The sequence below is a fragment of the Micromonospora sp. NPDC048898 genome, assembly GCF_043198035.1.
Classification (GTDB): Bacteria; Actinomycetota; Actinomycetes; order Mycobacteriales; family Micromonosporaceae; genus Micromonospora.
In genome coordinates this window covers 78,162-104,308 of sequence record NZ_JBICUF010000012.1, presented here as the reverse complement: position 1 = coordinate 104,308, position 26,147 = coordinate 78,162, and the positions used below count along the sequence as shown (strand labels likewise).

The window sequence follows — 26,147 nt, the reverse complement described above, 5'->3', positions numbered from 1 at the left end:
CGCAACCTCTGAACAAGCATCCAAAGGCCATCAAAGACATAAATGCCGATAAGTAGTTGCGCTACATAGAATGGCAACTTCCACAAGCCGGGTGCCCAATGGTCAGGGCGCCACTCTTCCAGTACATAGAAGATGCTGATCGCGCCGATGGCTCGCAGCAGCTCAGGTGCTCTTGGGGGAGAGTCTTTCTTGGGCTCCGACATGCTCCGCTACCACCCTCGCTCTAGGCGATACCTGTTGCCCATTCCGACCACGCAGCCACCCACAGCCCACCAGCCGAATGCCCGGAAGTTGAATTTACGCCACTCCTTCTTGGCTCCCGTGTCGAAGAACTTGCCTAGCTGCGCCAACCCGGACCCTCCCAGACACGACCGTGTGTACCTGTGGTTCCAGAATTTGCGTGCCGGGCGCGATATGTAGCGCTGCTTCCAGCGGTTGGCCTTATCTCCGATCCGGTGAGCAGTGCAGTCCCAGCAATATTTCGAACGCCCCTTTCCGGTGCTGTATCCCCAACACCACTTGAAGACGCACCTGCGCTTGCCATCAAGGTCGGTGCTGTTGGCCGGGTCTGCGCACGTGTACTCGTATCGGTTGCAGCTGCCGCCGGGGACGGGGTCGGTCTGGAGGAAACGGCCGGTGATCGTGTTGTAGAGACGAACGCCCATGAGAATGATGCCTGATGGCGTGTCAGCTGCTCGCTGCTTAGCGCCGAGCCAGCCGTAGCGCTGCGTTCCGACGTCGTCCGGGTTACGGGGGGTGCCGTACTCGTTGGCTTCGCTGGTGCGAGACAGGCCCTCGTCGTCGGCGTGGATCGTCGCGACCAAGTCGCCGTGCAGGTTGGTGATATGCCAGTCGACCTGTGCGCTTTCGCTGTCGAAGATGCCAGCCATCGCCGACAAGCCCGACACCGGTCGGGTGAACTGATCAGCGGTCTCCTGCGTCCACGACGGGCTGTCCTCGTCCCCGTCGTAGTGGTGCACCGACTGGATGGCGATCCCGCTGGCGTTGTCGGTCCAAGAACGGACTCGCTCACCGGTCACGTCCAGGACGTAATCCGTCGTCCGTCCGCCCTGGGTGATCGTGTCCACCAGGTCCGTCGAGTGGTACGTGAGGGTCGCGTTCCCCCCCGACGTGACGGCGGTGTCGATCGCGGGCACCGTCGTCGTGCGGCCCAACGTGTCGTAAAGGTAACCGGCGGTGTTGACCCGGTCTGCCGTGTCGTACGTCCAGGTTCGCGACGATGCCAGCGTCGACGTCTGGCACACACCGTCGGTGCCCGAGCTGTACGCGCTCGCCGAGGTGCGGTTCGACGAGGTGCTGAACCCGTGCGCGCGGGTGGTGCACTGCCCACCGATGGTGTCGCGGAGGGTCGTCAGCCGGCCGGTCTGGTCGTAGGTGTAGCTCTGGTTGGACAGCGTCGAGGCGTGATCGCGCCACTGCCCATGCGTCGATTCCACGACAGACTCCGTGTAGAGGGTGCAGTCGCTCGCCGAACAACCGGGCTTGACGTAGGTCATACCAACCTGGGTGCCCGTCTCGTCGGTATCCATGGTGACCTGCACGCCGTTTGGCCAAGTCTCGGATTTCATCTTGCCATCGGCGTCGTAGCTGCCGGAAAAGGTGCCGGCCTGCGTGTCGTTTACCGAGGTGAGCAGGCCACGTCGCTCGGCGCCGCCGTCATAGGTGTAGGTCCGGGTGGCCTTGCCGTCGTTGCTGCTCGCCACTCGCCCGAGTAGGTCGTGGGTGGTGGTCGAGAGGACTCCGTCGGTATCGATGTAGGAGGTCTGCCGGCCCAGGCCGTCGTAGCCCTTCTCTACCTGCGCCGTGGCCAGCCCGCCGACCACCGACTGCACGCGCTGCAACCGCCCGGTCGCCGCCTCATACACGTTACGGCTGATCGGCACCGCCGTGCCGATCCCAGAGGCGGCCACGCTTGTCTCGTACGCGCGGCCCGCGTTGTCGTAGGTCGTGGTGGTGGTCCGCAACGTGCCGGCGCTGGTCTTCTCGCTGACGACCCTTGGCTGGTTGAGCATGTCGTAGGTGGTGGTCTTGGCTGGCAGTTCTGGCCCGCTGGCGGCCTGGCCGCCGGGCTGTACCCGGCAGGGCAGGTTGGACCACTCGGGCTTCAGGTCACACTCGGTGTAGCCGGAACCGGAGGTCGCCCGGTAGTAGATGGTTGCCTGGGTGGCGGGCGTGTTGGTGGTGGCGCCGCCTGCCGGAGCCGTGGTCGAGGTGGTCAGGGCGGTGATCGGGTCGTAGGTCGTGCGGGTGCTGTGGGCCAACCCGGCCGGGTCGACCGTCACCACGGTCGGCTGGCGCAGGGCCCAGTCGTACGCGGTGGTGGTGGTTCTCTGGTCGGTGTCGCTCTCCACGCCGTTGGCGTCCCAGATCCGGGCGGCGACGACCTGGGTGGTTACCAGGTTGTATGGGCCACCGGTGGTCGGCGCGCCCTGGTCGTAGGTGTTCATGGTGTGCTTGCGCCCACGCACCGTGGTGCCGTTTGGCAGCATCACGTCGTGCTCGGGCTCCTGCGTGCTGGTCAGCCGCTGTCCGTCGGAGGAGTAGAGGTTGAGGGTGGAGTAGCGGCGGGCGAGCATGCTTTCCGCTGCCGCGTCGTCTGACGAACCGGTGTTGAGGGCGCGTGCCCGGTTGCCGGCGCTCAGCGTGCGGACGGTGTTGCCCCACTGGTCGTACCAGGTGGCACCGATGTGCCCTCCCGGTGTGGCGGTGTTCACCTCCCGGGCGTTGGCGTCGAGGTAGGTCACCGTCGCCCGTTCGTACGACGACGGCAGGGTGCCTGCCGCCGGGTTACCGTTCGGAACCTGGTTGGCCGGGAAGACCGCCGCGGCGTCGGTCGGCGCTTCGGTCTGGGCCCACCGGGTGGTCTGTCCCGGTGAGAGGTCGTAGGGTGCGCCGGTGCCGGAGACCGGGACCTTGTAGACCACCGTCTGTGTGGCGGTTCCGGCGGTGAGCGCCGAGCGGGTCACCTTGTGCAGCCGGCCCAGCCCGGGGTCACCCGGGATGGTGGTGTAGCTGAGTTGCCACGGCTCTTGGGCGACCGGCTTGACGACGCTGAGGATTCCCTGCGCCGTGTAGTCGTAGGTGTCCCAGAGGTGGCGGGTGGTTCCGGCGTCGTTCCAGTCCAGGCGCGGGTCCCAGCTGGCCCGGAGCTTCCCGGCGTTGTCGTAGGCGTACCGGGCCATCGGCACGGTGCGCATCGCGGGAGTGGCCAGGTCCGGGTCCCAGGCGGTGAAGGAGATTTCCTTCACGCGGCCCACGTGGTCGCCCCAGGATGCCTCCACCGTGCCGGTCGCGGTGGTGGCCGTCGCGTAGGTGAAGGTGAGGGCGCGGCAGCCGCGGGTCAGGGTGGCGCAGTTGACCCCGTCTGGCACCGGTGCCAGCATGCGGGTGGGTCGAACGACCTCCTTGCTGTTGATCGTCACCTTCTCCCAGCCCAGGGTGCTGGTCTGGTTGCTGCCCGGCGCGGTGACCGAGGTCGGGAAGTACTTTCCGGCCGCGGTGCCGGTGACCCGGGTAAACAGCACGGTGTTGCCATCGTTGTCGGTGAGGGTGTACTTGTCGCCGGTACCGTCGTAGGTCAGTTTCAGTGACTCCATCCCGACCTCAGGGTCGAAGGCGGCGGCGGTGCGTTTGGTGAATCCGATTGTGTCGCCTTCGGGCAGCCCGACCTGGATGAGTGAGCCGTAGACGGTCAGCGCCGTGTAGGGCGCGTTGGTTTCTTCGATCACGGTGCCGGAGACCCAGCCGGGGCCGAACATGTTCGCCTCGTCGGTGTCGTTCGCCCGGCGGGTGTTGTAGGAGCGGGTGACCGTCAGGTCACTGCCGTACGAGTCCACGGACACATCGCTGTCGGACAGGCTGTAGTTACCCGTGATCAGGTTGACTGAGCCAGGCCCGATCTCCTCGGACGCGGCGGACGCCTGGGTCCGATCGAAGGTGATCTTCACCGGGCTGGACGTGCCGCCGGTGCCGCCGGTGAAGCTGCCCCGCAGTTGCAGCGGACCATCCCGGGGGATCGACTCCGCGTCTGCGGCGGTGAGCGTCGCTTCCACGTCCCAGTTCAGCTTCGGGAAGGCTCCGCCGCCGCTGGTGGCCAGCGGCCAGGTGACCGCCGCGCCGCCCGCGGCCACGCTCACGTGAGCGGCCGGGATGTCCACCCATGCGTCGGCGTCACCACGTCGCCATTGGTAGCTGACACCGGTGGCCGAGGACTGCCCGACACCCGTGATCGCGGTTTTCGCCGCAGTGATGTCACCCTCCTTAGGGGAGGTGATCGCCCCGGACCCCACGTTGAAGGTGTACGTCGTAATCGCCGACTGGTTGCCGGCCCGGTCGCGGGTCCGGACGTAGAGGGTCTGCGGACCGTCGGCGGTCGGGGTGATCGACGCGCTGGCGTTCACGCCCAGGCTCGGCGCGTTCACCGTCTGGTTCGGCGGGTTGGTGTTCAACCCGTACTCGTACGCGACCACGTCGGTGACCCCGGAAGCGGCGAAGGTGAAGCTACCGGCCGTACCGGCCGCTCCTGCCCACTGACCGGCTGGGTAGGCGGTCGAAGAGACAGTTGGCGCCGCCGAGGGAGCCGTGGAGTCGATGATGAGCGCGCAGGCGCCGCTCCACGGGCCGTTGGCGACGCCGTCATGACCGCGAACCCGCCAGGAGTAGCTGCCCCCCTCGGCGAACGCGCCCGCCGGGGCGGACGCCGCCAGCCAGGAGCCGGACGCACCGGGCCCGACCGTGGTGCCGCCGATCCGGGTGCCGCCGCTGGTCAACCACTCGAATTCGGCCTGGACCTGCGAGCCCTCGGCGTCATTAATCTGCGCGCGCAGTTGCGGCGTCTTGGTGTTGATGTAAGGAGTGGCCGAACCGGTCGCGCATGGCGTGGAGGGCACGGTGGCGCGCGCGTTGACGGTCGGCGGCGACTGGTACGTCAGCGTGACGTACGGGTCGTTTGCCCCCTCCATCGAGTGGAACCGCTTCCACCCCAGGTTGTCGGTCTCCGAGGTCGCCCGCAGCCCGATGTTCGCGGTGGACCACCCGTTTCCTGCGGTCACCGAGAACACGCCCGTGACCGGGACATTCACCCAGCCGCCGGTGCAGGTGGAGTTGTAGCCCTTGGTCGTCGAGGTGTAGCCCACCCGCTCGCGCCAGACCGGCTGGTTGTTCCATCGGGTGATCGTGCCGACCGCGTCGACCCGCCACGCCTCCCACTGCCGCGCCACGCACGACCACGAATAGTGGTTGTACAGGTAGAGCTTGGCGTCCTGCACCTGCTTGCCGGCCAACCAGGTCATGCCGCTGAAGTTGAGGAACGAGCGCGCCACCCGGACGGTGCCTCCATCGGAGGTGCCCAGCTTCAGCTCAGTGGCCGCCGACTGATCCGAGACGTAGTCGGTCTGCACGAACGCGTCGTAGTTCGGCTTCAGCGTCACCGCCGGATCAATGGTGACCGGGAAAACCGTCTTCGGGTCACTCAGCCACTGCTCATCCGGCGTCAGAGTCAACGCAAGCCGACCGGCCTTCGCCGCACCGACCTTCTTACCGACCTTCGCCTTACGCAACCGCTCACCCGACTCAGGCTGCACCTGCGCATCCCACATGACCGGCTCCGGTGACACGCCCACCGTCTCGCCCGAGGCGTGCTTGATCTCGAAGCCGCCGCGCGTGTCATCAACGAGAGTCAACCCCTTGCCGGTCAGCGGCAACGCCAAGCTCCGCACCTGAGCCACCGCGGCCCGATTTTTCACGATCAGGAACTGCTCGAACCCCGTCCGAGTCGACTCCACCACCAGGTCAACGCCCGGACGCACCTCCACGTACGTCGCCCGATTGCCCTCCACGGACGGAGTGGGCAGAGCACCTGTCCAGCCGAGCGAGACGCTCTCGCCCTCGCGGCCCACGGTCACCAGATCGTGCTCACCGGAGCCAGCCGCTCCCGACAACCGTAAACCTGCCGGGTGCGCCACCGCCGCGACCGAACCATCGAGTTGCGTAGCAAGCGAAAAATCAACCCGCTTCCACGCGCCACTCTGGTCCCGCATCCGCACCGGACCGGCGTGAACCTCCGCTTCCACCCGACCATCCGGCAACGCCCAAAACTCCGACGTCTCCGACGTCATCCCGGCAATCCGGACCTTCTTCTTCGTCAGCCGCGCGGTGACGAGGGCCGCCGCCTCGTCCGGCCGCTCCCACACCTGAGGTGCCACTGGCGTCGGTTGCGCCGAGGGCTTCGGCGCCGCCGTGGCCGGTGACGCGGTAACCCAGTCCGCCATCGTCGCCGCCAACACCACCGACAGACCGACGGCAAGCACCCGCCCACCCCGACTGTGTGCCATGCGTCTGGCCCGGGAAACCGGACCCCGCACGCTTCTTCGACCTGACACGGATCCTCCAAAAGCTCTCACAGGGAGCGATCAGAGAACTACTGCCAAGGCAAGCTAAGCATCAATCTTTCAGTTCGGCTGAGCGAACGTTCAGGTATTGCCAACTGCAATTTATTCCGATATGCAGTTCGTTGCGCCGCAGGCCAGAGGCGTGCGCCGCTGTGAACGACGATCCACAAGTTCTCTGCTGTGATCAAAAGCACAAAAGGTAGTCGATATTTGTTCACCGCTTATGCAGGCGTCAGACGACTCTCGGATGCCTCTTGGCAATGGATTGTTCACCAGCCATCGAGGAGCTGGATAAATTGTGGGTTCCCGAGTCGGTCAATCATGTTTCAATCGGTGGAGTTGTCCATTCCATTGACGCTGTAGGTGCTTCCCGTCGTCGGTCTGCCCGTGCATCGACCGCTGGCGCGCCGGTTGTTCGCCGGGTGCGGCTGCGGCTGCGGCGCGTCGTCGGCCCTGCGGTGGCGGCGCCGCGATGGGTGCGCAACCGGGACAGGCGCCCATCTGTCGGCTAGCTCGGCGCGAGTTGGTGGCTCGCCCGCTGGAGGAGGTCCCCCGTCGACGTTCAGGTCCATACCGACCCTGTCGGCCAGCGAAGTGACCAACGGTTCCGCCGGGTCAAGCAACCCCAACAGCAGATGCGGTACGTCGAGCCGGGTCACCCCGGCCGGCCGCGCCGACCGGTCGGCCCGAGTGAGTGCCGCGCGGACCCGGTCGGACCACGGCGGCGAACCTCCCTGTGCGGCCTCGGGGTTGGCCCGAAGCACCCATCAGCGAACCTCTCGTAGCGTTGGGGCGTACCCGCTGCCCAAGACCAGCCCGGCTGCTTTAGTGACATCCGATGTCTCCTGGCGTGGCATCGTCGCCTGGGCCTCGGCGACCTACGGGCCCAGAACGGCGCGGGTCCGGTCGTCGTTGCGTGCCGCCGCCACCAGCAGGTGACCAGGCTCCACCACTCGATGGCCGTCGACAGGCATGTAGTAGTAGGCAGGCCGAAGGACGTCGGCGACCTGTTCACCGACTTCGACCAGCCGGGTCAGCGTCCCTTGTCATCATGAGAATTTGCCCTTTGGCATGCAGCGCCACTCTGTCACCGCGCCAAGGACGAACTCGGCCACAAACGCCACCGTCCTGCCCGTATAGCTGCCAATCCGAGCGTTGCTTACGAGACTTAAAAGGCGTGGCCGCGCTTGACCCGCTCGTTGGAGTCGGACACCTTGGCCTTACCCACCGTCTACCAGAACGCGCGCTCGTACGAACATGGAAGAGTGCCGGCGGCGACTGCCGTTCGGTACTTGGGTGGGCGAGAAATGCCGTGGCTTCGGTGGGCGTCTCCGGTTGACCCAGCGCACCCGGCGGCGCCAACCTCCACAACATCGTCCTCGCCGGCTGAACACCGACCGGCGCGGGGCAACGACTTGCCCCAATTCGGAAACATCCCGACGCATAGATCACCGACCGCGACCAGCAGTCGGGCGATGGCGAGGTCCAGACCGACCCCTGCCGGTCAGCGCGGCAACCAGCGGTTCGAGCAGGTCCAGTAGCAGGGGAGGACCTTCTTGGGTTCTGGCAGCCCCTCAGCCACCCCGATCAATCAAGACACCCGAGGGCTTGCGGACACTGAATTCGCAAGCCCCCGAGTTCAGTTAATTACCGTTCCGTCCGCTGGTAGGGCTGGTAGTAGGACCGCCGTTCGGTGCCCGACCGGCGAACTGCGGCGGAGTCACCTACAACCGTGCCGTCATCGAGTTCGATCGCTGCGCCGCGCCGCCGGCCCGCATCAACCACCGTCACCCGCCCGTCGATACATGCGGCGATCACCTTTTCGATGAGGGGCAGTCCTCGTCGCCCGGCCCGAATTCTAGACGAGAGCCGAGCGCGAAACCGACAACGACCTCATGTGCACTCCAGGCCACGTTGAATGGGCAGGGTCCAGTGTTTATCGGCTTTACAAATAGCGTCGAAACCCCATCTCGATCGATGTTCCACCTCATGGTGGCCGAGTCATTAATGTCGTCGATCACGTCTTTCAAGAACTTTTCCATGATGGACCTCAAAGATCGGCGTAGTCGCTGTCTGTCCATCCGGACGACCGTCACGGATGGTCGCCAGTTGCCGCTCGACGCGACGAGCCGGAGCAAATCCGCCCCGCGTACGCGGCGGTGGGCCCGCAGCCCCGTTTGGCGACCATCGAGCCTGCCTGCCAGCCTGAGAAGAGATCCGCTCAGGGCCGCCCTCAGTTGGGTGGCAGTGGTGCGGCTGGGCGTACCGCCGTGAAGTCGGCGTGCCCGTACCGGGTGGCGGAGAGCAGGAGCAGCCACTCGTCACAGCCCTGCCAGGGGAACAGGTCGGCGGCGCCGCCGCGCACGGTCCGGGGACCGTCGCCGATCCGTGGTCGCGCGTCTGACGGTGCGCCGTCGAACCCGGGGATCCACACGTCGGCGCAGATTTCGTTCGCCGACCCCATGGCCGCCAAGCCGAACGCGTTCTCGCTGGCGGCGGTCCGCATCTCGTCGCCGAAGTCGTCGAGCAGTTGGTCCTCGTCGGGCTTCCCGTCGCCGCGGGAGGTCAGCGTGGTGGTGCCGGCTCGCGCCGCGTATTCCCACTGCGCCTCGCTGGGTAGCTGGAACGGCAACAGCTTGAGCAGGTCGTGCAGGTCGCCTTCGAGCCTAGCCGTGCCGGTGTCCGCATCGGCGTAGTCGTCTTCGTACTCGGGCAGCCAGTGCTGGACCTGCGCCACGGTCAGCGGGTGCCGGGCGAGCAGGAACGGCTCGACCCGCACGTCGCGTACCGGTTGGGCGTCCCGGGCACTGGCGAGGAACGGCTCGATGGTGTCCTCGACACCGCCGCTGCGCTCGATGGCGCGTACCGCGTCCAACTCCGCCTCGGACAGTCCCATCCGGAACGTGCCGCCCGGAACCTCCCGGAACACGACTCCCGACGGGACATGCCGCCAGGCCGGGCGCCCGGCCACGAATTCCTCGGTCCACATGGCGGCGAACGCTAGCAGTCGAGCCGCCCGGCGGTCGCTCCCGATGCCCCGCAACCTGCGCACGGATCAACTGCTCGGTGCAGGCTCCTTACCCAGCCGGCTCGGGCCGGCCGCCGGCCGCCGGCCATCGATTCGATGACCGGCTCACTGAGACGACCGCGCTGCGCGCCGATGGTGAGACCAAGCGGTCGGGCCCAGCAGCGCGGTCGCACTCGCAGCGGCAGGGTCATGCGGAATTGCGCCACTTTCGGCCGTTCCGGCCGATGAGCCGATCGGCGTCGGTCGGACCCCAGGAGGCGGCCTCGTAGGTGGGGATCGGCGAGTTGTCCTTCTCCCAGTTGTCGATGATCGGGTCGACGATCCGCCAGCACTGCTGCACCTCGTCACTGCGGATGAACAGCGACGCGTCACCGATCAGCGCGTCCAGGAGCAGACGCTCGTACGCCTCCGGGGACTCCTCGACGAACGTCTGGTCGTAGGAGAACTCCATCGTGGCGGTGCGGACCCGGAAGGAGTGGCCCGGTACCTTGGCACCGAAGCGCAGCGAGATGCCCTCGTTCGGCTGGATCCGCAGGATCAGCGCGTCGGCATCGAGGCCGGTGAGCTGGTCGGTCGGGATCGGCAGGTGCGGCGGCCGCTGGAACTGCAGTGCCACCTCGGTGAGCCGGGCCGGCAGGCGCTTGCCGGTGCGGACGTAGAACGGCACCCCGGCCCAGCGCCAGTTGTCCACGTTGAGCCGCATGGCGGCATAGGTCTCGGTCCGGGACAGGGGGTCGACGCCGGTCTCCTCGCGGTAGCCGGCCATCAGCTCCTCACGGGTGCCACCCCGGGTGTACTGGCCGCGGACCGCGGCCTCGGCGATGTCCCGGTCGGTGGGGAGCCGGATCGCCTGCAGCAGCTTCACCTTCTCGTTGCGCAGGCCCTCAGACTCGAATGAGGCCGGTGGCTCCATCAGTGCCAGCGCGAGGACCTGGAGCACGTGGTTCTGCACGATGTCCCGCATCGCGCCGGCGTCCTCGTAGAAGCCGCCGCGGCTGCCGACGCCGAGGGTCTCGGCGACGGTGATCTGCACGTGGTCGACCCAGGAACGATCCCAGATGGGCTGGAAGATCGAGTTCGCGAAGCGCAGCGCCAGCACGTTCTGGACGGTGTCCTTGCCCAGATAGTGATCGATACGAAAGACCTGGTGCTCGTCGAACGCGCTGTGCACGACGCCGTCGAGATCGCGGGCCGTGACCAGGTCGCGCCCGTACGGCTTCTCGATGACCAGGCGGGAGAAGGAACCCTCGCGTGGCTGGTTGAGCCCGACGCCGGCCAGTCCCTTGATCACCGGCTCGAAGGCCCCGGCCGGGGTGGACAGGTAGAAGAGCCGGTTGCCGGACGTGCCCCGCTGTGCGTCCAACTCGTCGAGGGTCTTCACGAGCCGCTCGTAGGTCTCCGGGTCGTCGTAGCCGCCGGCGACGTACCGCACGCCGCCCTGGACCTGACGCTTGCTGGCGAGCGTGCGTTCGCCGAGGGCGCTCTCGGCGAACTGCTCGTCGGTCATCGGCGTGCGCGCGACACCAACCAGCGCGAACTGGTCCGGGAGCCGCTCGTGCCGAGCCAGGCTCTCGACTGCGGGCAGCAGCTTACGCCGGGTCAGGTCGCCGGAGGCACCGAAGATCACCAGCGTGGCCGGCGGGGCACTCCGCTCCTGGATGAGCTGAGATGCGTGGTCCATGGTCTGCGTTCCTCCAGGGCACAATGGGTGGGGATGCTGTCCTGCCGGGAATTGCGCGGCTATCACGGTAGTGGCCGGGGGCCACGCGGCGTGGCCCGTTGGTCGCGGACCTTGAGCGTCGCATGCCGAGCCGGCGGGTGGGCGACTCGGTGGCGGTTCGGTGCGGACTGTCGGCGTAACGAGGTGGTGGTACGTGTGATCGTGCCCAGGCAGACTGCGAAGAGGACATCACCTGTCGAGCGCGTCGGCCAGGCGCCGCGCCTCGGTGACGAGCCGGCTCGACCCCCCGCGCGCGGCGACGTCGGCCAGCCCGGGCACGTCGGCCCGGGTGCCGGTCGAGCCCGCTGCCTCCGCCGCCAGGGTCAACAGGTCCGGGGTGCCGCGCGGGGCCTTCGGCGCCGCGAGCAGCGCGGGCAACGCGGCGGCGAGCAGACGCCAGGTGCTGAGCGGGGCACCGGCGGCGGACGCGTCACGCAGCGGCTGCAGGGTACGGGTCAGCGTGAGGTCACCGACGGCGGCGAGGGCGCCGAGGTGGGCCCCGACCTGGGGCGCGTCCAGGTCGCCGGTGGCGGCCAGCATCAGCAGCGCGTCCACGGCGGCGACCCGGTCAGACTCGTGCCGGGCACCCAGGCCGTACGCGAGCGCGATGTCGACGGCCGGACCACCGTCGCCACCGCACTCGGCGAGCAGCGGCAGGATCGCGGCACCGCCGGACACGTCCGGCACCACTGGCGATGTCCGGCAGCGCGTACGCCGCGACGAGCCCCCGGTAGCCGGGCAGCACGGCCGGCCAGAGCAGGGCCGCGTCGCCGACGTAGCTGTCCACGGATCCGGCCGGCACGGTGAGCAGACCGAACGGGTCGTCCACGCCCTCCGACGGGCTGATCCGCACGTGCGTCCGCTGCTGCGGCAGCTCGTCGTACCCCCAGTCGTGTCCCTGTCGGCGCTCCCGGCGGCGCAGCGTGACCACCTGCTGGTCCGGGGTCGGCAGGCCGCCGGCACGCAGCCAGCCGGCCAGGCGGTCACCGGCAGGCGTGCCGAGCGCCGCCGCCTTGGCCGCGAGGGGTTCGTCGACCCGCGCGGGCAGCCGCAGCAGGGCCTGCGTCAGGTCCACCTCCCACGCGCCGCGCTCACCGAGCCGGGTCAGGCGGTCGTACAGCGTCTCCGGGTCGACGGCACCGTTTGCCATGGTCGGAGCCGCGAGCAGACCGGGGTGCTGGGGCGGGCCGACGCGGTCACCGATCTCGGCCAGCCGCGCCCGCAGCAGCCGGTGCGGCGGGGGGACCCGTGGATCGAGGGACGGCCCGCCCGGCGTGCGGCGTCGCAGCGCCGCCCGCATCGCGGCCCACCGTCCCCGCCGGACGCTGCCCTCTGCCGGGTCGGCCGCCGCGTGCAGCACCCCGCCGAGGAGACCGCACAGGCAGCACGGATCCCACGGGTGTTCCTCGGCGTTGGCGCGGTGCCGCCGCAGCACCGGCACCAGGGCGTCCTTCAGTCGGGCGCGGTCGCCACCGGCGAGCCGGACCACCGCGTCGAGAACCCGTTCCAGACCAGACGCCCTCGTGGGGCCGCCGAGCAGGGAAGCGACCTCCTCCGCCAGCTCGTCCGGGTCGGTGATGGCCGGGGGTGCGGGCAGCGGGCCGGCCGGTGGCGGCAGGTCGTCGCCCACCGTGGCGACGACGACCCGCGGGGAGACCACGCACCCATGTCGGGCGGCCAGCGTGCCGGCCCGGTCGCGGATGTCCGCCGCCGGGTGGTCGACAGCTGTCGCGATGACCTCGGCGATATCCGCCGCCCGGTCGGTGTGCTGGCGGGCGAGCTGGTCCAGCCAGCCGAGCTGCGCGCGAACCAGCGCCTTGTCGGGCCGGACGAGCACAGCCCGCGAAGCGTCGAGCAGCCCCGCGACCTCCAGGCCGTCGAGAGCCCGCAGCGTCCTCTGCGCCATCGACGCCACGGACCCGGGAGCGTCGGCGAGCAGGCGCAGGTAGTCTCCGCGATGCCTGTCGACCTCACCGGCGGTGGGCTCAAGCAGGGCGTGCAGGGTGACGAACGCCCGCAACGCGGCCGGCCGGTCGCCGCGCAACAGCCGGCTCAGGCAACCGTCGAGCAGCGTCCTGCGGTCCAGACTGCCTTCGCCGGCCAGCCGCGTCAGCGCGCGCGGCAGCGCGAACGTCTCGTCGGTCATGAACTCGTCGAAGGACATCCGCGTGCCGACGCCGTCCACCTCGAACAGGCGCGGCACCAGGGCGGCGAGGAACACGTCCGCCCGGAGCCGGTCCACCAGCGGGATCGGTCGCTGCGACTCCGGCGGCCACGCCAGCTGGGCGAGCCACCCGTCCACGAACTGGTCACCGGTGGGTGTCGCCGCCTTCTCGGCGGTGACCAGCTCGGCGACGAATTCCCAGCCGTCCGTCGGGTCGTCCCGGCGGAGCCGGTCGGCCAGCCGGTGTGCCAGCTCGCCCAGCCAGGGCACCCCGCGCGCCCGTCCGACCTGGACCACCAGCCCGGTGTCGACGCCCCGCAGCGACACGTTGCGCCGGCCGAGCAGCTCGGCCGCCGCGGCGGCGGTGGGCAGGCATCCGATCGCGGCCACCGCCAGGGCCGTCGCCTCCTTGTTCCACCACCAGTTGTCGCGCCGGCGGCGCACGTGGGCCACCAGCCCGTCGGCGAACGACCGCCGCCCCTGCTCGTCGAGGCCGGTGACCGCGTCGACGGCCGCGCCGACGTCACCCCGGACCAGGAAATCGAACGGATCGGTCACGCCCCGACCTCCACCGCAGCGCCCACCATCGTCGTGGCGAGCGCGTGCTTGCAGGGGCCGCGCTGGCCGCGGTGCCGCGCCCACCAGGGGCAGGAGCAGGTGTACGACCCGTCCGTCCGGCGGCGGACCCGGTAGACCTCGTCGCCGTGGCGTACGGTCGCCGCCTCGCCGTCGCGCGTGACCGCGCCCGCCTCGACAAGCGCCCGCGCCCCGACCAGCCGGGGATTGTCCCGCTCGGCCCGGCCGGCGTCGTACGGCAGCACCCGGTGGAAGTAGCCCGCCTCGGCGACGTCGAAGCCGACCCGGCCGGCGGTGCCCAACTGGGCCAGCGCGGCCCGGACCCGGTCCGCCGAGATCCCCGCCGAGGCGGCCAACGCGTGGATGTCGATCGTCGGGTCCCAGGACAGCAGCGCGGCGACCAGCGCGGCGTCGTCGGCGACGTCGTCCGTGGCGAGCGCGCTCAGCGCGGCACCCTCACCGGAGAAACCCCGGTAGGGCTCCGGCGACAGGGTCAGCGACAGCCGCAGCGCGCCGGAGTCGAGCTCCCACACGCTCGGCAGCGGCGGCGACCCGGCCGACGTCGGTGGCCCGTACACCCGCAGGGTCTTCGCGAACCGGAGTAGCCCACGCAGCGTGGCGAGCCGTCCCGCGCCGGCCAGGCACACCGCGCCGGGCACCGGGCGTGAGGTCAGCCGCAGCGAGCGCCCGGCCGGCACCACCCAGAGCACCGAACGGTCGTTGCCCGCCGGCAGTCGGCGCAGGAAGGCGACCGCCTCCGTCGCCGGGATCTCCGCCCGCGGTTCCATGGCCGCGGCGAGCAGGTGGACCTCGGCGAACCCCCGTAGCCAACGCCCGGGCAACGGCACCTTCTTCTCCACCACCGGACCATCGAGCGTGGACACGGTCAGGTCGTCCGGCCCCACCGACAGGTGCAGGGGGTCGATGCCGCCCACGCGGGCCAGCGCCTCCCGCAGCGGCGCGTTCACGTCGACGTTCGTGGTGCCGTGCTCGACGACGTCGCCGTCGAACCCGGCGGGCACGACGTCCAGCCGGGCGTACACGCCACAGCAGCCGGAGAACGACTCGAAGCGCAGCCGGTCCCGGCTGCCGGTGACCACGGGATCGAGGCTCGCCGGGCTGACCGGCTGGTGATACCGGGTCCGGGCGACCTCGGCGACCGCCAGCAGCCCGGCGGCCGCCGCCTGTGGAGTCGTCAGAAAGCCGACGAAGAACCGCGGGTTTCTCGCAGGCCCGCCACTGGTCTGCAGCGCCAAATCACCCCGGTGCAGTGTGGAGGGTCGAAGGTAGCGGTACGTCTGAAGGGCGCTCACGGCCGCAGAACCTACGACCAACCCCCGACAGCGCGCCGCGACGTGCCTGGGATCTCAGCGGCGGTGATCGACTCGGTTTTGGTGAAACCGGGGTGTCCGAGCCGCTGGGACACCGCGAGTTCGCCAAACCCGAGTCGATCTTGGGTACGCGCGCTCCTGCCGGGTGCGGCGCGGGACGCCGCTCACTCCCGGAGCAGGACGGCGGTCTTGCCGCGGGCGTGGCCGGTGTCGATCCGGCGGTGCGCGTCGGCGATCCGGTCCAGGGGAAACGTCTCCGAGACGGTCACTGTCAGCCGGCCGGCGCGGTACAGGTCGGTGATCGCCTGGAGCCGCTGGGCTGAGCGCTGGCTGCGCAGGGGGCGTACGCCGAGCTTGTCCGCCCGGGCGAAGTCCACGAGGGTGCCGATCCGGTCCCGGTCGGCGACCAGTTCGAGGCAGGCGTCCAGGGCCGCGCCGCCCGCGGCGTCCAGGGCGACGTCGACACCGCCCGGCGCCAAGGCTCGCACGCGGTCGGTCAGCCCGTCGCCGTAGCTGGTCGGTGTGGCGCCCAGCGAGCGCAGGTAGGCATGGTTCGCCGGGCTGGCCGTGCCGATCACTGTCGCACCCGCGGCCAGGGCCAGCTGCACCGCGACGGTGCCGACGCCGCCGGAGGCGCCCTGGATCAGCAGGGTGTCGCCGGCGCCGACCGTCAGCTCCTCCAACGCGGTGTGCGCGGTCTGCGCCGACGCCGACAGGGCGCCCGCCTGCGGCCAGGACATCCCGGCCGGCTTGGCCACGACCTGCCCGGCGGGGACGACGACGTACTCGGCGCAGCTGGCGAGCACGGCCCAGCCGAGCACCTCGTCGCCTGTCCGAAAGTCAGTGACGCCGGTGCCGGTCTGGTCGACGACACCGGCGAAGTCGTTGCCGACGATCTGCGGGAACCGCACAGTCTGGCCCGGCGGTGTCCAGCCGGACCGGACCGCCGAGTCGTAGGCCTGCACACCCGCGGCCTCCACTCGGACCCGAACCTCTCCCGGCCCGGCCACCGGCGTGGCCACCTCGACAACCCGCAGCACCTCCGGACCACCGAAGGTATGGAACGCCGCTGCCCTCATGGATCTCCTCTCGGGTGGCACTTCACCGCCGGCCCAGCAGGCCGGGGAACGTCAGGGCCCAGCCTGCAAGTTCAAGTGCGCTTGAGGTCAAGCTCCCCACGGGGCGACCGGTGCACGGCTGGTCGTCGTGCTCGACGCGCCGTCCTCGCGGTCCAGCACGCGATCATCCAGAACCTGAAGGGGAGACCCCGGTTGGCTCCGTCGACCCCAGCATCAGCCCCAGAGAGGCGCCGCCGACCCCAGATTCACCCCCTGCCTCGGCGGCGGGCTCTGCCCGCGCCGATCGCGCGTTCCTACCCTGACCTGAGACCTGACTCTCGCCGTCGAGGAGGATCTGGTGACCACGCTTTCCGCACCGGGAACCGTCATGCCGGGCCCGCGGCCCGCAGCCGTGGCCACTGCTGCTCGGTCCAGGCCCGCAACAGCCACTCCATCGGCCCGTACCGGAACCGGGCCATCCACGCCGCGCTGAGGGCGACCTGAACCCCATAGATCGCGACCGCGATGAGGACGACGACCGGGGGTGCGACGGTACCGGCGAGACCCAGCCCGACGCCGGTGAAGACCAGCACGCAGAGCACCGACTGACCCAGGTAGTTCGACAGGGACATCCGACCCGCCGGCGCGAGCACGGCGACGACCCGGCGCCCCCGGTCGGTCTGGAAGAACTGGAGCAGGGTGGCGGCGTACGCGGCCGCGAGCAGCGGCGCGGTGAGCACGCCCGCCGTCACGCCGGTCAGGTTGGCGGTGCCGCCGCCCGATGCGAAGATCACCCCACCGGCCAGGCCGACCGGGTAGCCCACCCGCTGTACCCGACGCAGGAGCTGCCGGTTCCCGGCGACGTTGGTGAGGAGCCGCCGCCGTCCGGCCGCGTAACCGAAGAGGAAGGCCGAGAGGGCGAGCGGCCCCTGCACGAGGAGTGCGCCGAACATCGCCGGCAGCTGACGTACGTGCTCGGCGATCACGGAGCCCAGCCCGCCCTGTAGCGCCTCGGTGGACCGCTGCCCCGCCGCGAGTGCGGTCGCCGGATCGGTCACCAACTGGGTCCCGGCCGTGGCGGCGAGTGCGAGGACGAAACCGATCCCACAGGTCACCAGCACGGCGGTGCGCAGTGCGGTCCCGACGCTGACTCGCCGCATGGCGAGCAGGACCAGGCCGAGCAACGCGTACGTGGTCAGGATGTCGCCCTGGAACAGCAGCACCGCGTGCAGGATGCCGAGCACGAAGAGCCCGGCCAGCCGTCGCCGGAACCGTGGGGCGAAGTCGACGCCGCGCCGCGCGGCGGAGTCGAGCTGGAGCGTGAAGCTGTAGCCGAACAGAAAGGAGAAGAGCAGGTACGCCTTCATCGCGAGGAACATCTCGACCAGCCACCGGACCGAGTGGTCGCTCCACGAGTCGTGTGCGGGATCCGGAATGAGCTGGAAGGAATAGCCGGAGGCGAAGTAGGCGATGTTGACGATCAGGATGAATAGCAGCGCCACCGCGCGCAGGGCGTCGACGTCGACGATCCGGGAGAGCGTCCCGGGGCCTCGAATCTCGACGGTCGGCTCTTCGATGGAAGGACTCACGGGACTACCTCCGGAACGGGCAGGAGTAGCGTTCGACAACTCTCCTGTGACCCTAGGAAGCGGCCTGTCCGGATGACATCCAGTGAGCGGGAAGGTCGCCGGTGGGGTAGGCCCTACCCCGGCTTTCGCGAGGTGGCTGTCCGCTCGTCCCAGCGATACTGGACCTCGGTCAGTCGATGCCTTCGACGATGCGGAAGTCGCGCTCGACGCCGTCGGAGAGGGCGACCAGCGCCTCCTGGTAGGCCGCACTCTCGTATGTCGCGACGGCCTGTTCGAAGCTGTCGAACTCGACCAGGACGGTACGCTCGGCGATCCCGGCGTCGTATGCCGCGACCCGACCGCCACGGACGAGGGTCCGCCCGCCCCCGGCCCTGGCGGCCGGACCGGCCAGCCTGTTGTAGGCGGCCAGCTTCTCCGGGTCGGAAATGGTGCGGTAGACGCTGACCCAGTAGCCCTTGGGCATGGAACCTCCAGTGTGGGGATGAGTGTATGTGACTCACGGTTCTCGGGCTCCGATTGTATTGGCGCGGCGAGAATGGATGGTCGTTCGGTTAGGCGTGCGTGACGTGACGCAGATCGGCGTCTGTTCGTGAAGGATTGTCGGTGACACGTATCCGTTGTCCGTGGAGCGCCGGCCGTCAGGTCGATCCCCCGGGGAGGTCACCCACCGCTAACCTCTGGGCATGAGCGGGCCGGCGTGGCTGGAGTTCGCCGATCACCTCGGCTCCATCGTCGGGGCCGCGGCAGGCGTACTCAGCGTGGTCCTCGTCCTTCTGCGCGCCCGGACGGCGTCGCCCAGGCGCAGCTCGGTCGCCGCACCGTCGCGCTGGCTGTGGGTCAGCGTTGTCTCCGGGCTGCTCGCGCTCCTCGTCGCCGCGCTCCACTTCCTCGGGGGCAGGACGTTCGGGCTCGTGGTGCCGATGTCCGTGGCGGCGCTGGCCCTCGGCGCCGCTTCCACGGCGATGTATCTCGCCGACCGCCGCCGGCCACTGCTCGCCGATCAGCATCCGCTGCGTGCGCTCCTGACCGCGCAGTGGGAGGACGCGGCAACGCACAGGTACCAGTTCTTCTCCGGCCACGCACCGGCCCTGCCGAAGATCTACGTCGAGCAGCGGGCAATGACGCCGGCCGACCTCACCGGCGAGGCGCAGCCCGTGGTGCTGACCGTTCCGCAGCTGCTCGACCGCTTCGACAACGCCCTGGTGGTGGCCGAGCCGGGCATGGGTAAGTCCACGATGGTGGCTCTGATTCAGCACCTGCAGTCGCGGTGGTGGCTCGACGCCAAGCGCGGTACCCGGCTCAGCCGCGCGCCGTTCGGGCCGGTAGTGCCGATCGCGGTGCCGGCCACCGCTCTGGTCGACCGACGCCTTCCCGACGCCCTGGCGAAGGCCCACCGGCAGGGGAGCCGACTCGACGTCGACGCCGTGAACTTCACGTTGCCCCCGCTGCCCGGCACCCGGTGGTTGATCCTCATCGACGGGGTCGACGAGGTGCTGAGCGGCAACGACCGTTCGGACGTGGTCATTCGAATCGCGGGCTGGTTGCACCAGTCAGATCCGGCACAACGGTTCCTGGTGGCCACCCGTCCGCTGCTCTTCGGCGAGTTGGCCGAGGTCAAGGGCCGGTCCGTGGCGGAGTTCGCGCTGCGCCGCTTCGATTCCACCGACCTGGCGACGTTTGCCGGGAGATGGTTCGCGGCGCGGACCGGGAGCGGTGACGGCGCTGCGGTCGCGCAACAGTATCTCCGCGCGATCGCGGCGGCCCGGCTCGGCGCCGTCGTCGAGGTGCCGCTCCTGGCCACCATCGCGGCGCTGGTCTTCGAGCATGACCAGCAACGACCGCTGCCGAGCAACCGCACCGAGCTGTACGCGGAGTTCGTCAGGCATCTGCTCGCCGGCAGGCCGGCGGCCGTCGAACAGCGCGACCGGATCCGCTCCGAATTCGAGCGCTACGGCGATCCCGGCCGGCAGTTCTGGGCCTGGCTCGACAGGAATCTGAAGAACCTGGTCGAGAACCTCGCCGACGCGCAGGTGACCAACGACGCGCTGTCGCTCGTCGAACAGGCCCGTACCTGGGTGCGTGACCACGCGCCGCCGGACACGCTCGACGCGGTTCCCGACTGGGACCGGCACGTCCGCGCGATGTTGACCAGCACGTCCGTGCTCGTCGAGCGCGGCGCGGGTCTCGCCTTCACCCACCGCAGCCTGGCGGAGTTCCTCGCTGCCGGTGAACGGGCGAGACACTTCGACGAAGCCGCGTGGCTGGCTGACGTGCGGGCCCCCAACCGGCGTAATCTGGCGTTGTTCGTGCTCGGTCGTCGGCAGTACGTGCCGGCGGACCCGCTCGTCGAGACGCTCCTGAACAGTCAGGACACCGACGTCGCCATCGCCGGCGAGATCCTCGTCGAGGGCATCGACGTCGCCGGGCCACTGCGTCGCAGGGTCATCGATGCCCTGCTCGCCCAGCTCGCGGCCGAGGACCCGACCGCACCCGAGGCGCTGCGGGTACTGATCGCGCTGTGCCGTGACGACGATGTCGTCGCCGCGCTGCGCGCGATCGTCGCGGACACCGCCGCGCGGCCCTGGGTGCGGTTGCTGATCGCGGACGCACTCGACGAGGCAGCCGTGACCTCGGGCGGCGTCCAGTTGCTCGTCGCGGACCCGTCGTTGCCCGGCAGCGTCCGCCACTGGGCGCAGCGGGCCACGCCGGAGCGAGCCGGCTCGCGTTCCACGGACGCCGAGGCGACCTCGGCGCCGAGCCACCTCCAGGCGTTCGCGTACCGCCGGGCCCTCAACGAAGGCCACAGCGAGCCGGGATACCGGCTGGCGGTCGCACTCGAACTCGCCGATGCGGGCGACCCGTCGGGAATCACGGCGCTCCGCGGCTGCTGCGTCGACAGTGCCCTGCGGGTCGACCTGCGGTTGCAGGCGGCCCGTGCCCTGCTTCGGGTCGCCGCCGCCGAGCACCTCGATTGGTTACGCGGGCTGTCCGCCGACGAAGACCGTGAACTCGACTCGCGGGCGGCGGCGGTGACGGCGCTGCTCGAACTCGACGACAACGACGCCGAGCCGCTGGTCCGTCAGCTGTTCGCGATGGACGACACGCTCGCCAGCCGGCTGCCGGCAATGCGCATCGCGCTCGACCCGGCGGCCAGGCCCGGCCGGAGCGGTCGCGACCGTATCGACGAGGTGTCGTTCGTCGTCGCGGGAAGAAGCCTTCTGCACGGCGACGCCCGCCGGGGTGAGGAGACGACGGGATCCGGCCAGATCATCACCTTCTACTCGTACAAGGGTGGCACCGGGCGGACGATGGCACTGGCGAACGTCGCCTGGATCCTCGCGAGCAACGGCTACCGCGTCGCCGTGCTCGACTGGGATCTGGAGGCGCCCAGCCTGCACCGGTACTACCGACCGCTCCTGCCCGATCGGGAGTTGAGGACGTCGCCCGGCCTGATCGACATGCTTCGAACGTTCGCCGCGACAAGGATGGAGACGGATGACGACCTCGCCGAGGTGGCGGAGGCGTCAGCCGACGTCAGTGCCTACGCCCTCCGGCTCGGCTGGGCCTTTCCGGGCAACGGCCTGATCGACCTCATCCCACCCGGGCAGCAGGACAAGTCGTATTCGAGATCGGTGGCCGCGTTCGACTGGAGCTCCTTCTACGAACGGCTCAACGGGTACGCCCTCTTCGACGCGCTCCGGGCGAACCTGCGCCGCAACTACGACTTCGTGCTGCTGGACAGCCGGACGGGTCTGAGCGACGTTGCCGGTGTCGCCACCATCCAGCTCCCCGACGCGGTGGTCAACTGCTTCACGATCAGTGAGACGAGCATTGATGGCGCTGTCGCCGTCGCCCGGTCGATCAGCCAGCAACGGCCAGGCAATCCGGTGCGGATGTTCCCGGTGGCGATGCGCGTGGACGACGGCGAGCACGCGAAGGTCCAGGCTGGCCGTGCGTACGCCCGAGCGCGATTCGAACCGATGCTCACGTCGTCGGGCCGCGCCGACCTTGGCCGATACTGGGCAGCGGTGGAGATTCCCTACCGGCCGTTCTACGCCTACGAGGAGATCCTGGCGGTCTTCGGCGACCGGCCCGGGGTGGAAAGCTCGCTGCTCGCGGCGTACGAGCGGCTCACCAGCGAGATAACCGGCATCCGCCTGAAGCTTCCGCCGATGGATGACCGGGATCGCGTCCGCTGGCTGACCGAATTCACCCGCGACCCGATGCGATCCGCATCGACCTCGCTGACGATCAGCTACGCGGCGCCCGACCGGATGTGGGCCGAGTGGATAGGCGCCGAGTTGGAGTCGGCGGGCCAGCCCAACACACTGTTCGAGGTCCGCGACTGGATGGCGGCGATGAATGGCGCCGACCGGATGGTCGTGGTGTTGACACGCGACTACCTGGAGACGGCGGAAGCTGCCGACGTCGGGCGCGTCGGAGGCGAGCGACCGCCGCACGGCCCCGCCCCGTTCCTGCTGCCCATCCGGGTCGGCGAGATCCGATTACCTCGCGCCTTCGCCGCCGTTCCCTCCATTGACCTGGTCGGCATGTCCGAAGGCCCGGCACGTGAGGCGCTGTTCGCCGCGCTGCAGCCGCCGTACCCGGTTCGTCGAGTCCCGGGAGCCTTGCCCCGGATGCCCGCCGTTGCGCCGGAGGTGTGGCAGGTACCGCCGCGCAACCTCGAATTCGTCGGCCGAGGCACCGTTCTGGAGGCGCTGTACGAACGATTGGCCGAGCACGGCACCACGGTGGTCCAGGGCATGGCCGGCACCGGCAAGACCGAACTGGCGAAGGAGTACGTCCATCGCTTCGCCTCCGCGTACCGGCTCGTCTGGTGGGTGTCGACCGACGATTCCCGATCCATCCCGGCTCAGCTCGCGCAGCTCGAAGCGGCGCTCGGCCTCACGGGCAACCTTCTGGATCACCTCGGGCGGACTGACCACTGGCTCGTCGTATTCGACAACGTGGACGACCCGGAGACCCTGCGACAGTTCCTGCCCCGTGGCCCCGGCAGCGTGCTGATCACCTCGCGCAGCGCGGCCTGGCGGGACGAAGCCGACGTCCTGGACCTCGCCGGATTCGACCGGGTCGAGTCCGTCACACTGATCACGCGCCAAATGCCTGGCCTCGCGCCGAGCGACGCCGCGACGATCGCCGAACGCCTCGGCGACCATCCGCTTGCGGTGAGCCTTGCCGGGTCGTTGCTCGCCACCACGGCCACGCCGGTGCCGGAGTTTCTGGAGCGCCTCGACAGCATGCCGACCCTCCACGGGGCCTCGTCCACGTTGGGGCTGACGGCCCAGCGCCTTCGTGCGCAGCGGCCGGCCGCCTACCGACTGTTGGAACTCATCGCCTGCTTCGAGCAGGAGACGATTCCCATTCGCGCGCTGTCGTCGCCGGTGTTCCTGGACGAACTCGACAGGTACGAACCCGACCTCGAAGGCTCCACCGCGGCGTTGATTCGCGACATCGCCCGGCTCGGCCTGGTGCGGATCGACACCGACGCCGCCACGGTCAGCACACATCAACTCGTGCGGCGTGTCATCCAGGAGATGATGCCCGACGAGCAGCTTGCCGCCACCCGAGCCATCGTCGGACGGCTGTCCGCCGAAGGCGCGCGGCTGTCCGCCGAAGGCGCGCCGGAGGACCGCCCCGACCTGTCGGGCGACTTCCAGCGCGCCGTGCAGGTGGCGCGCGACACGTGGGAGGAACGCCTGTCGACCGGCGGGGCCAACGATCCGCAGACCCTTGCGGCCAGCCACGACCTGGCGGTAGCTCTGCTGCTCCTCGGCGAGCACACCGAGGCCACCGAGAGGGACTGGGACACCTACGGCCGCAGACTGCGTAGCCTCGGTCCGCGCCACGCGGCGACACTGCTGAGCGAGGACAGCTACGGTCGCGACCTGCGCGAGCTCGGCGACTACGACGGTTCACGCAGCCAACTCTCCCGGACCCTGGAGATCGCGAGCAGCGAGTTCGGCGCCGACCATCCGCTGAGCCTGCGCGTCGCCAGGAACCTCGCGCTGAGCCTGCGGCGTCTGGGAGACCTCGAACAGGCCCACTCCCTGGTCACACACGCGCACGACCGCTGGGCGGCGACACTGGGTCGGCAACACCCCGAGACGGCCGCCTGCGAGGCGGAACTGGCCTGCATCTGCTCTGCCCTGGGCGACAGCCACCAGGCGAAGCGCCATGCCACTGCCGCGGTCGCGGCGTACCGCAACACGTACGGAAAGGACCATCCGCTCACGCAGGTGGTCGTGAACACGCTGGGTGTCGTCCTGATCGGTTCCGGGGACCGCACGGGTGCCCGCGGGGTGTTGGAGGAATGCGTAGGGCGCCTCCGCGAACGGCTCGACGAGCGCCATCCGTACGTGTTGGCCGCGGAACTGAACTACGCCACCACCCTGGGTGACAGTGGCCAGGCGAGACGCCTCGACCAACAGGCCCACGCCCTGCTGGCCGCCCGCTACGGCCCGCACCACCCGCTGACCGCGGCGGCCGCGACCAACGTCGCAGGTGGAGCGGCTGACGGGGCGAGGCTCACTGTCGACCTCGAACCACTTGTCATCGGCATGGCAGCGGGTCCCGGGACCGATGGGGACGGTCGTCGTCGCGGATGAGCTACCTGCCGTTCCGGATGGATACCCGTGCTGAACGCCCCGGGTGGCGACCGGGCCGATGACGGCTCCGGCGTCGCGGCAATGCTGGTACCGGGTCTGGGCGAACCCGCCGGCCGGCCGCGCCACAGTCTTGACAGCGCCGTGGGAGCGCCAAATAATTCAGCCGCTGAACAAATATGGCCGGTGATCGACACCCCCGGGGAGGAACGGTGCCACTCGTCGCCGGGGTCGACTCGTCGACCCAGTCGTGCAAGGTCGTCATCCGCGACGCCGAGACGGGGGAGTTGGTGCGCGAGGGCCGCGCACCGCACCCGCACGGCACCGCTGTGCCGCCGGCCGCGTGGGAGGCCGCGCTGTCCGATGCGGTCGCACAGGCTGGGGGCCTGGACGACGTGGCGGCCGTCTCGGTAGCCGGGCAGCAGCAAGGCATGGTGTGCCTGGACGCCGAAGGCGCCGTGGTCCGGGACGCGTTGCTGTGGAACGACACCCGCTCGGCCGGCGCCGCCACCGACCTGATCTCGGATCTCGGCGGCGGCGAGGCCGGGCGGCGAGCCTGGGCGGAGGCGGTCGGCCTGGTGCCGGTGGCCAGCTTCACCGTCAGCAAACTGCGCTGGCTGGCCTCGGTCGAGCCCGAGAACGCCGCCCGTACGGCAGCGGTGTGTCTGCCGCACGACTGGCTGACCTGGCGTCTGGCCGGCGCGCCGGGGCTGGATGCTCTGTGCACCGACCGCAGCGACGCCAGCGGGACCGGGTACTGGTCGGCCGCGGCCGGTGCGTACCGGTCGGACCTGATCCGGTTGGCGTTCGGTAGGGATGGCCTGCTGCTGCCGCGGGTGCTCGGGCCGACCGGCCGGGCCGGGCACCTGCGCACCGGCGCGCCGCTGGGTCCCGGCGCGGGCGACTGCGCCGCGGCGGCGCTGGGTGTCGGTGCCGAGTCGGGCGACATCATCGTGTCGATTGGCACCTCCGGCATCGTGTCCACCGTTTCTGATGTGCCAGCCGCCGACGCGAGCGGGATCGTGGCCGGGTTCGCCGACACCACCGGCCGTTTCCTTCCGGTGGTGTGCACGCTCAACGCCGCCCGGGTGCTGGACGCGGCCGCCACCATGCTGCGGGTGGACCACGCGGAGCTGTCCGCGCTGGCGCTGTCCGCCCAGCCGGGCGCTGACGGGCTGGTCCTGGTGCCCTACCTGGAGGGCGAGCGCACACCAAACCGTCCGCACGCCACCGGAGCCGTACACGGCCTGACCCTGCGGACCTCGACCCCCGCGCACCTGGCACGTGCGGCGGTGGAGGGAATTCTGTGCGCACTCGCCGACGGGCTGGATGCGATGATCGCGCAGGGCACGTCGGTCAACCGGGTCATCCTGGTCGGCGGCGGCGCCCGCTCGGAGGCGGTCCGCCGGATCGCGCCCACGGTCTTCGGCTGCCCCGTGCTCGTCCCCCCACCGCTGGGGGAGTACGTCGCGGACGGCGCCGCCCGCCAGGCGGCCTGGGTACTGTCGGGCGACCAGCGGCCGCCGGCGTGGACGATCGGGCAGGTCGAGGTGTACGACGCGGACGCCGTGCCGGCAGTCCGTGAACGGTACGCCGCCGCCCGCGCGAACGTCTCCGACCACGCTGACTGACGGCTGCGACACCCGGG

Annotated in this window: 11 protein-coding genes; 2 read left to right on the top strand and 9 right to left on the bottom strand. The window is 69.9% G+C overall.

The genetic code is table 11. From position 1 onward, the window contains the following. Positions 1 to 209 precede the first annotated feature (209 nt). The 9 genes from ACGFIQ_RS26365 to ACGFIQ_RS26325 form a co-directional block, all read right to left on the bottom strand. Positions 210 to 6,329 carry a DNRLRE domain-containing protein gene (locus ACGFIQ_RS26365; RefSeq protein ID WP_393247968.1) on the bottom strand — a complete coding sequence of 2,040 codons (6,120 nt, stop codon included), beginning with the start codon at positions 6,327 to 6,329 and terminating at the stop codon, positions 210 to 212. Positions 6,330 to 8,643: 2,314 nt separating this feature from the next. Next, positions 8,644 to 9,399 (bottom strand): formylglycine-generating enzyme family protein, encoded by a 756-nt coding sequence (locus ACGFIQ_RS26360; RefSeq protein ID WP_393247966.1) that lies wholly within the window; start codon positions 9,397 to 9,399, stop codon positions 8,644 to 8,646. A gap of 226 nt (positions 9,400 to 9,625) precedes the next feature. Beyond that, on the bottom strand, positions 9,626 to 11,119 hold the full coding sequence (gene zwf, locus ACGFIQ_RS26355) for a glucose-6-phosphate dehydrogenase (RefSeq protein WP_393247964.1): 1,494 nt from the start codon (positions 11,117 to 11,119) through the stop codon (positions 9,626 to 9,628). 228 nt (positions 11,120 to 11,347) lie between these two features. Next, a complete protein-coding gene (locus tag ACGFIQ_RS26350) occupies positions 11,348 to 11,836 on the bottom strand; it encodes a hypothetical protein (protein ID WP_393247962.1) in 489 nt (162 codons plus the stop codon). Then, entirely contained in the window at positions 11,727 to 13,880 is a 2,154-nt protein-coding gene (locus ACGFIQ_RS26345) for a DUF6493 family protein (RefSeq protein WP_393247960.1), read from the bottom strand. The genes ACGFIQ_RS26350 and ACGFIQ_RS26345 overlap by 110 nt, the downstream gene beginning before the upstream one ends. Further along, positions 13,877 to 15,211: an SWIM zinc finger family protein gene (locus ACGFIQ_RS26340; protein WP_393247958.1), complete on the bottom strand. Its 1,335-nt coding sequence runs from the start codon at positions 15,209 to 15,211 to the stop codon at positions 13,877 to 13,879. The genes ACGFIQ_RS26345 and ACGFIQ_RS26340 overlap by 4 nt, the downstream gene beginning before the upstream one ends. A 182-nt stretch (positions 15,212 to 15,393) precedes the next feature. After that, positions 15,394 to 16,308: an NADP-dependent oxidoreductase gene (locus tag ACGFIQ_RS26335; RefSeq protein ID WP_393247956.1), complete on the bottom strand. Its 915-nt coding sequence runs from the start codon at positions 16,306 to 16,308 to the stop codon at positions 15,394 to 15,396. A gap of 365 nt (positions 16,309 to 16,673) precedes the next feature. Beyond that, positions 16,674 to 17,876: a DUF418 domain-containing protein gene (locus tag ACGFIQ_RS26330; RefSeq protein WP_393247954.1), complete on the bottom strand. Its 1,203-nt coding sequence runs from the start codon at positions 17,874 to 17,876 to the stop codon at positions 16,674 to 16,676. A 169-nt stretch (positions 17,877 to 18,045) separates the two neighbouring features. Continuing rightward, positions 18,046 to 18,339 (bottom strand): DUF1330 domain-containing protein, encoded by a 294-nt coding sequence (locus ACGFIQ_RS26325; RefSeq protein ID WP_393247952.1) that lies wholly within the window; start codon positions 18,337 to 18,339, stop codon positions 18,046 to 18,048. Positions 18,340 to 18,559: 220 nt separating this feature from the next. Between ACGFIQ_RS26325 and ACGFIQ_RS26320 the strand changes: the two genes are divergently transcribed. Together ACGFIQ_RS26320 and ACGFIQ_RS26315 are read left to right on the top strand one after the other, a co-directional pair. Continuing rightward, a complete protein-coding gene (locus tag ACGFIQ_RS26320; RefSeq protein WP_393247950.1) occupies positions 18,560 to 24,502 on the top strand; it encodes a KGGVGR-motif variant AAA ATPase in 5,943 nt (1,980 codons plus the stop codon). 209 nt (positions 24,503 to 24,711) lie between these two features. Further along, positions 24,712 to 26,130, top strand: coding sequence for a xylulokinase (locus ACGFIQ_RS26315; RefSeq protein WP_393247948.1), 1,419 nt, complete (start codon positions 24,712 to 24,714; stop codon positions 26,128 to 26,130). Positions 26,131 to 26,147 lie beyond the last annotated feature (17 nt).

Excerpts from the sequence above, each read along its gene's own strand:
- ACGFIQ_RS26320 (WP_393247950.1), top strand. The coding sequence starts at position 18,560 with ATGAGCGGGCCGGCGTGGCTGGAGTTCGCCGATCACCTCGGCTCCATC.
- zwf (WP_393247964.1), bottom strand. The coding sequence starts at position 11,119 with ATGGACCACGCATCTCAGCTCATCCAGGAGCGGAGTGCCCCGCCGGCC.
- ACGFIQ_RS26325 (WP_393247952.1), bottom strand. The coding sequence starts at position 18,339 with ATGCCCAAGGGCTACTGGGTCAGCGTCTACCGCACCATTTCCGACCCG.
- ACGFIQ_RS26360 (WP_393247966.1), bottom strand. The coding sequence starts at position 9,399 with ATGTGGACCGAGGAATTCGTGGCCGGGCGCCCGGCCTGGCGGCATGTC.
- ACGFIQ_RS26335 (WP_393247956.1), bottom strand. The coding sequence starts at position 16,308 with ATGAGGGCAGCGGCGTTCCATACCTTCGGTGGTCCGGAGGTGCTGCGG.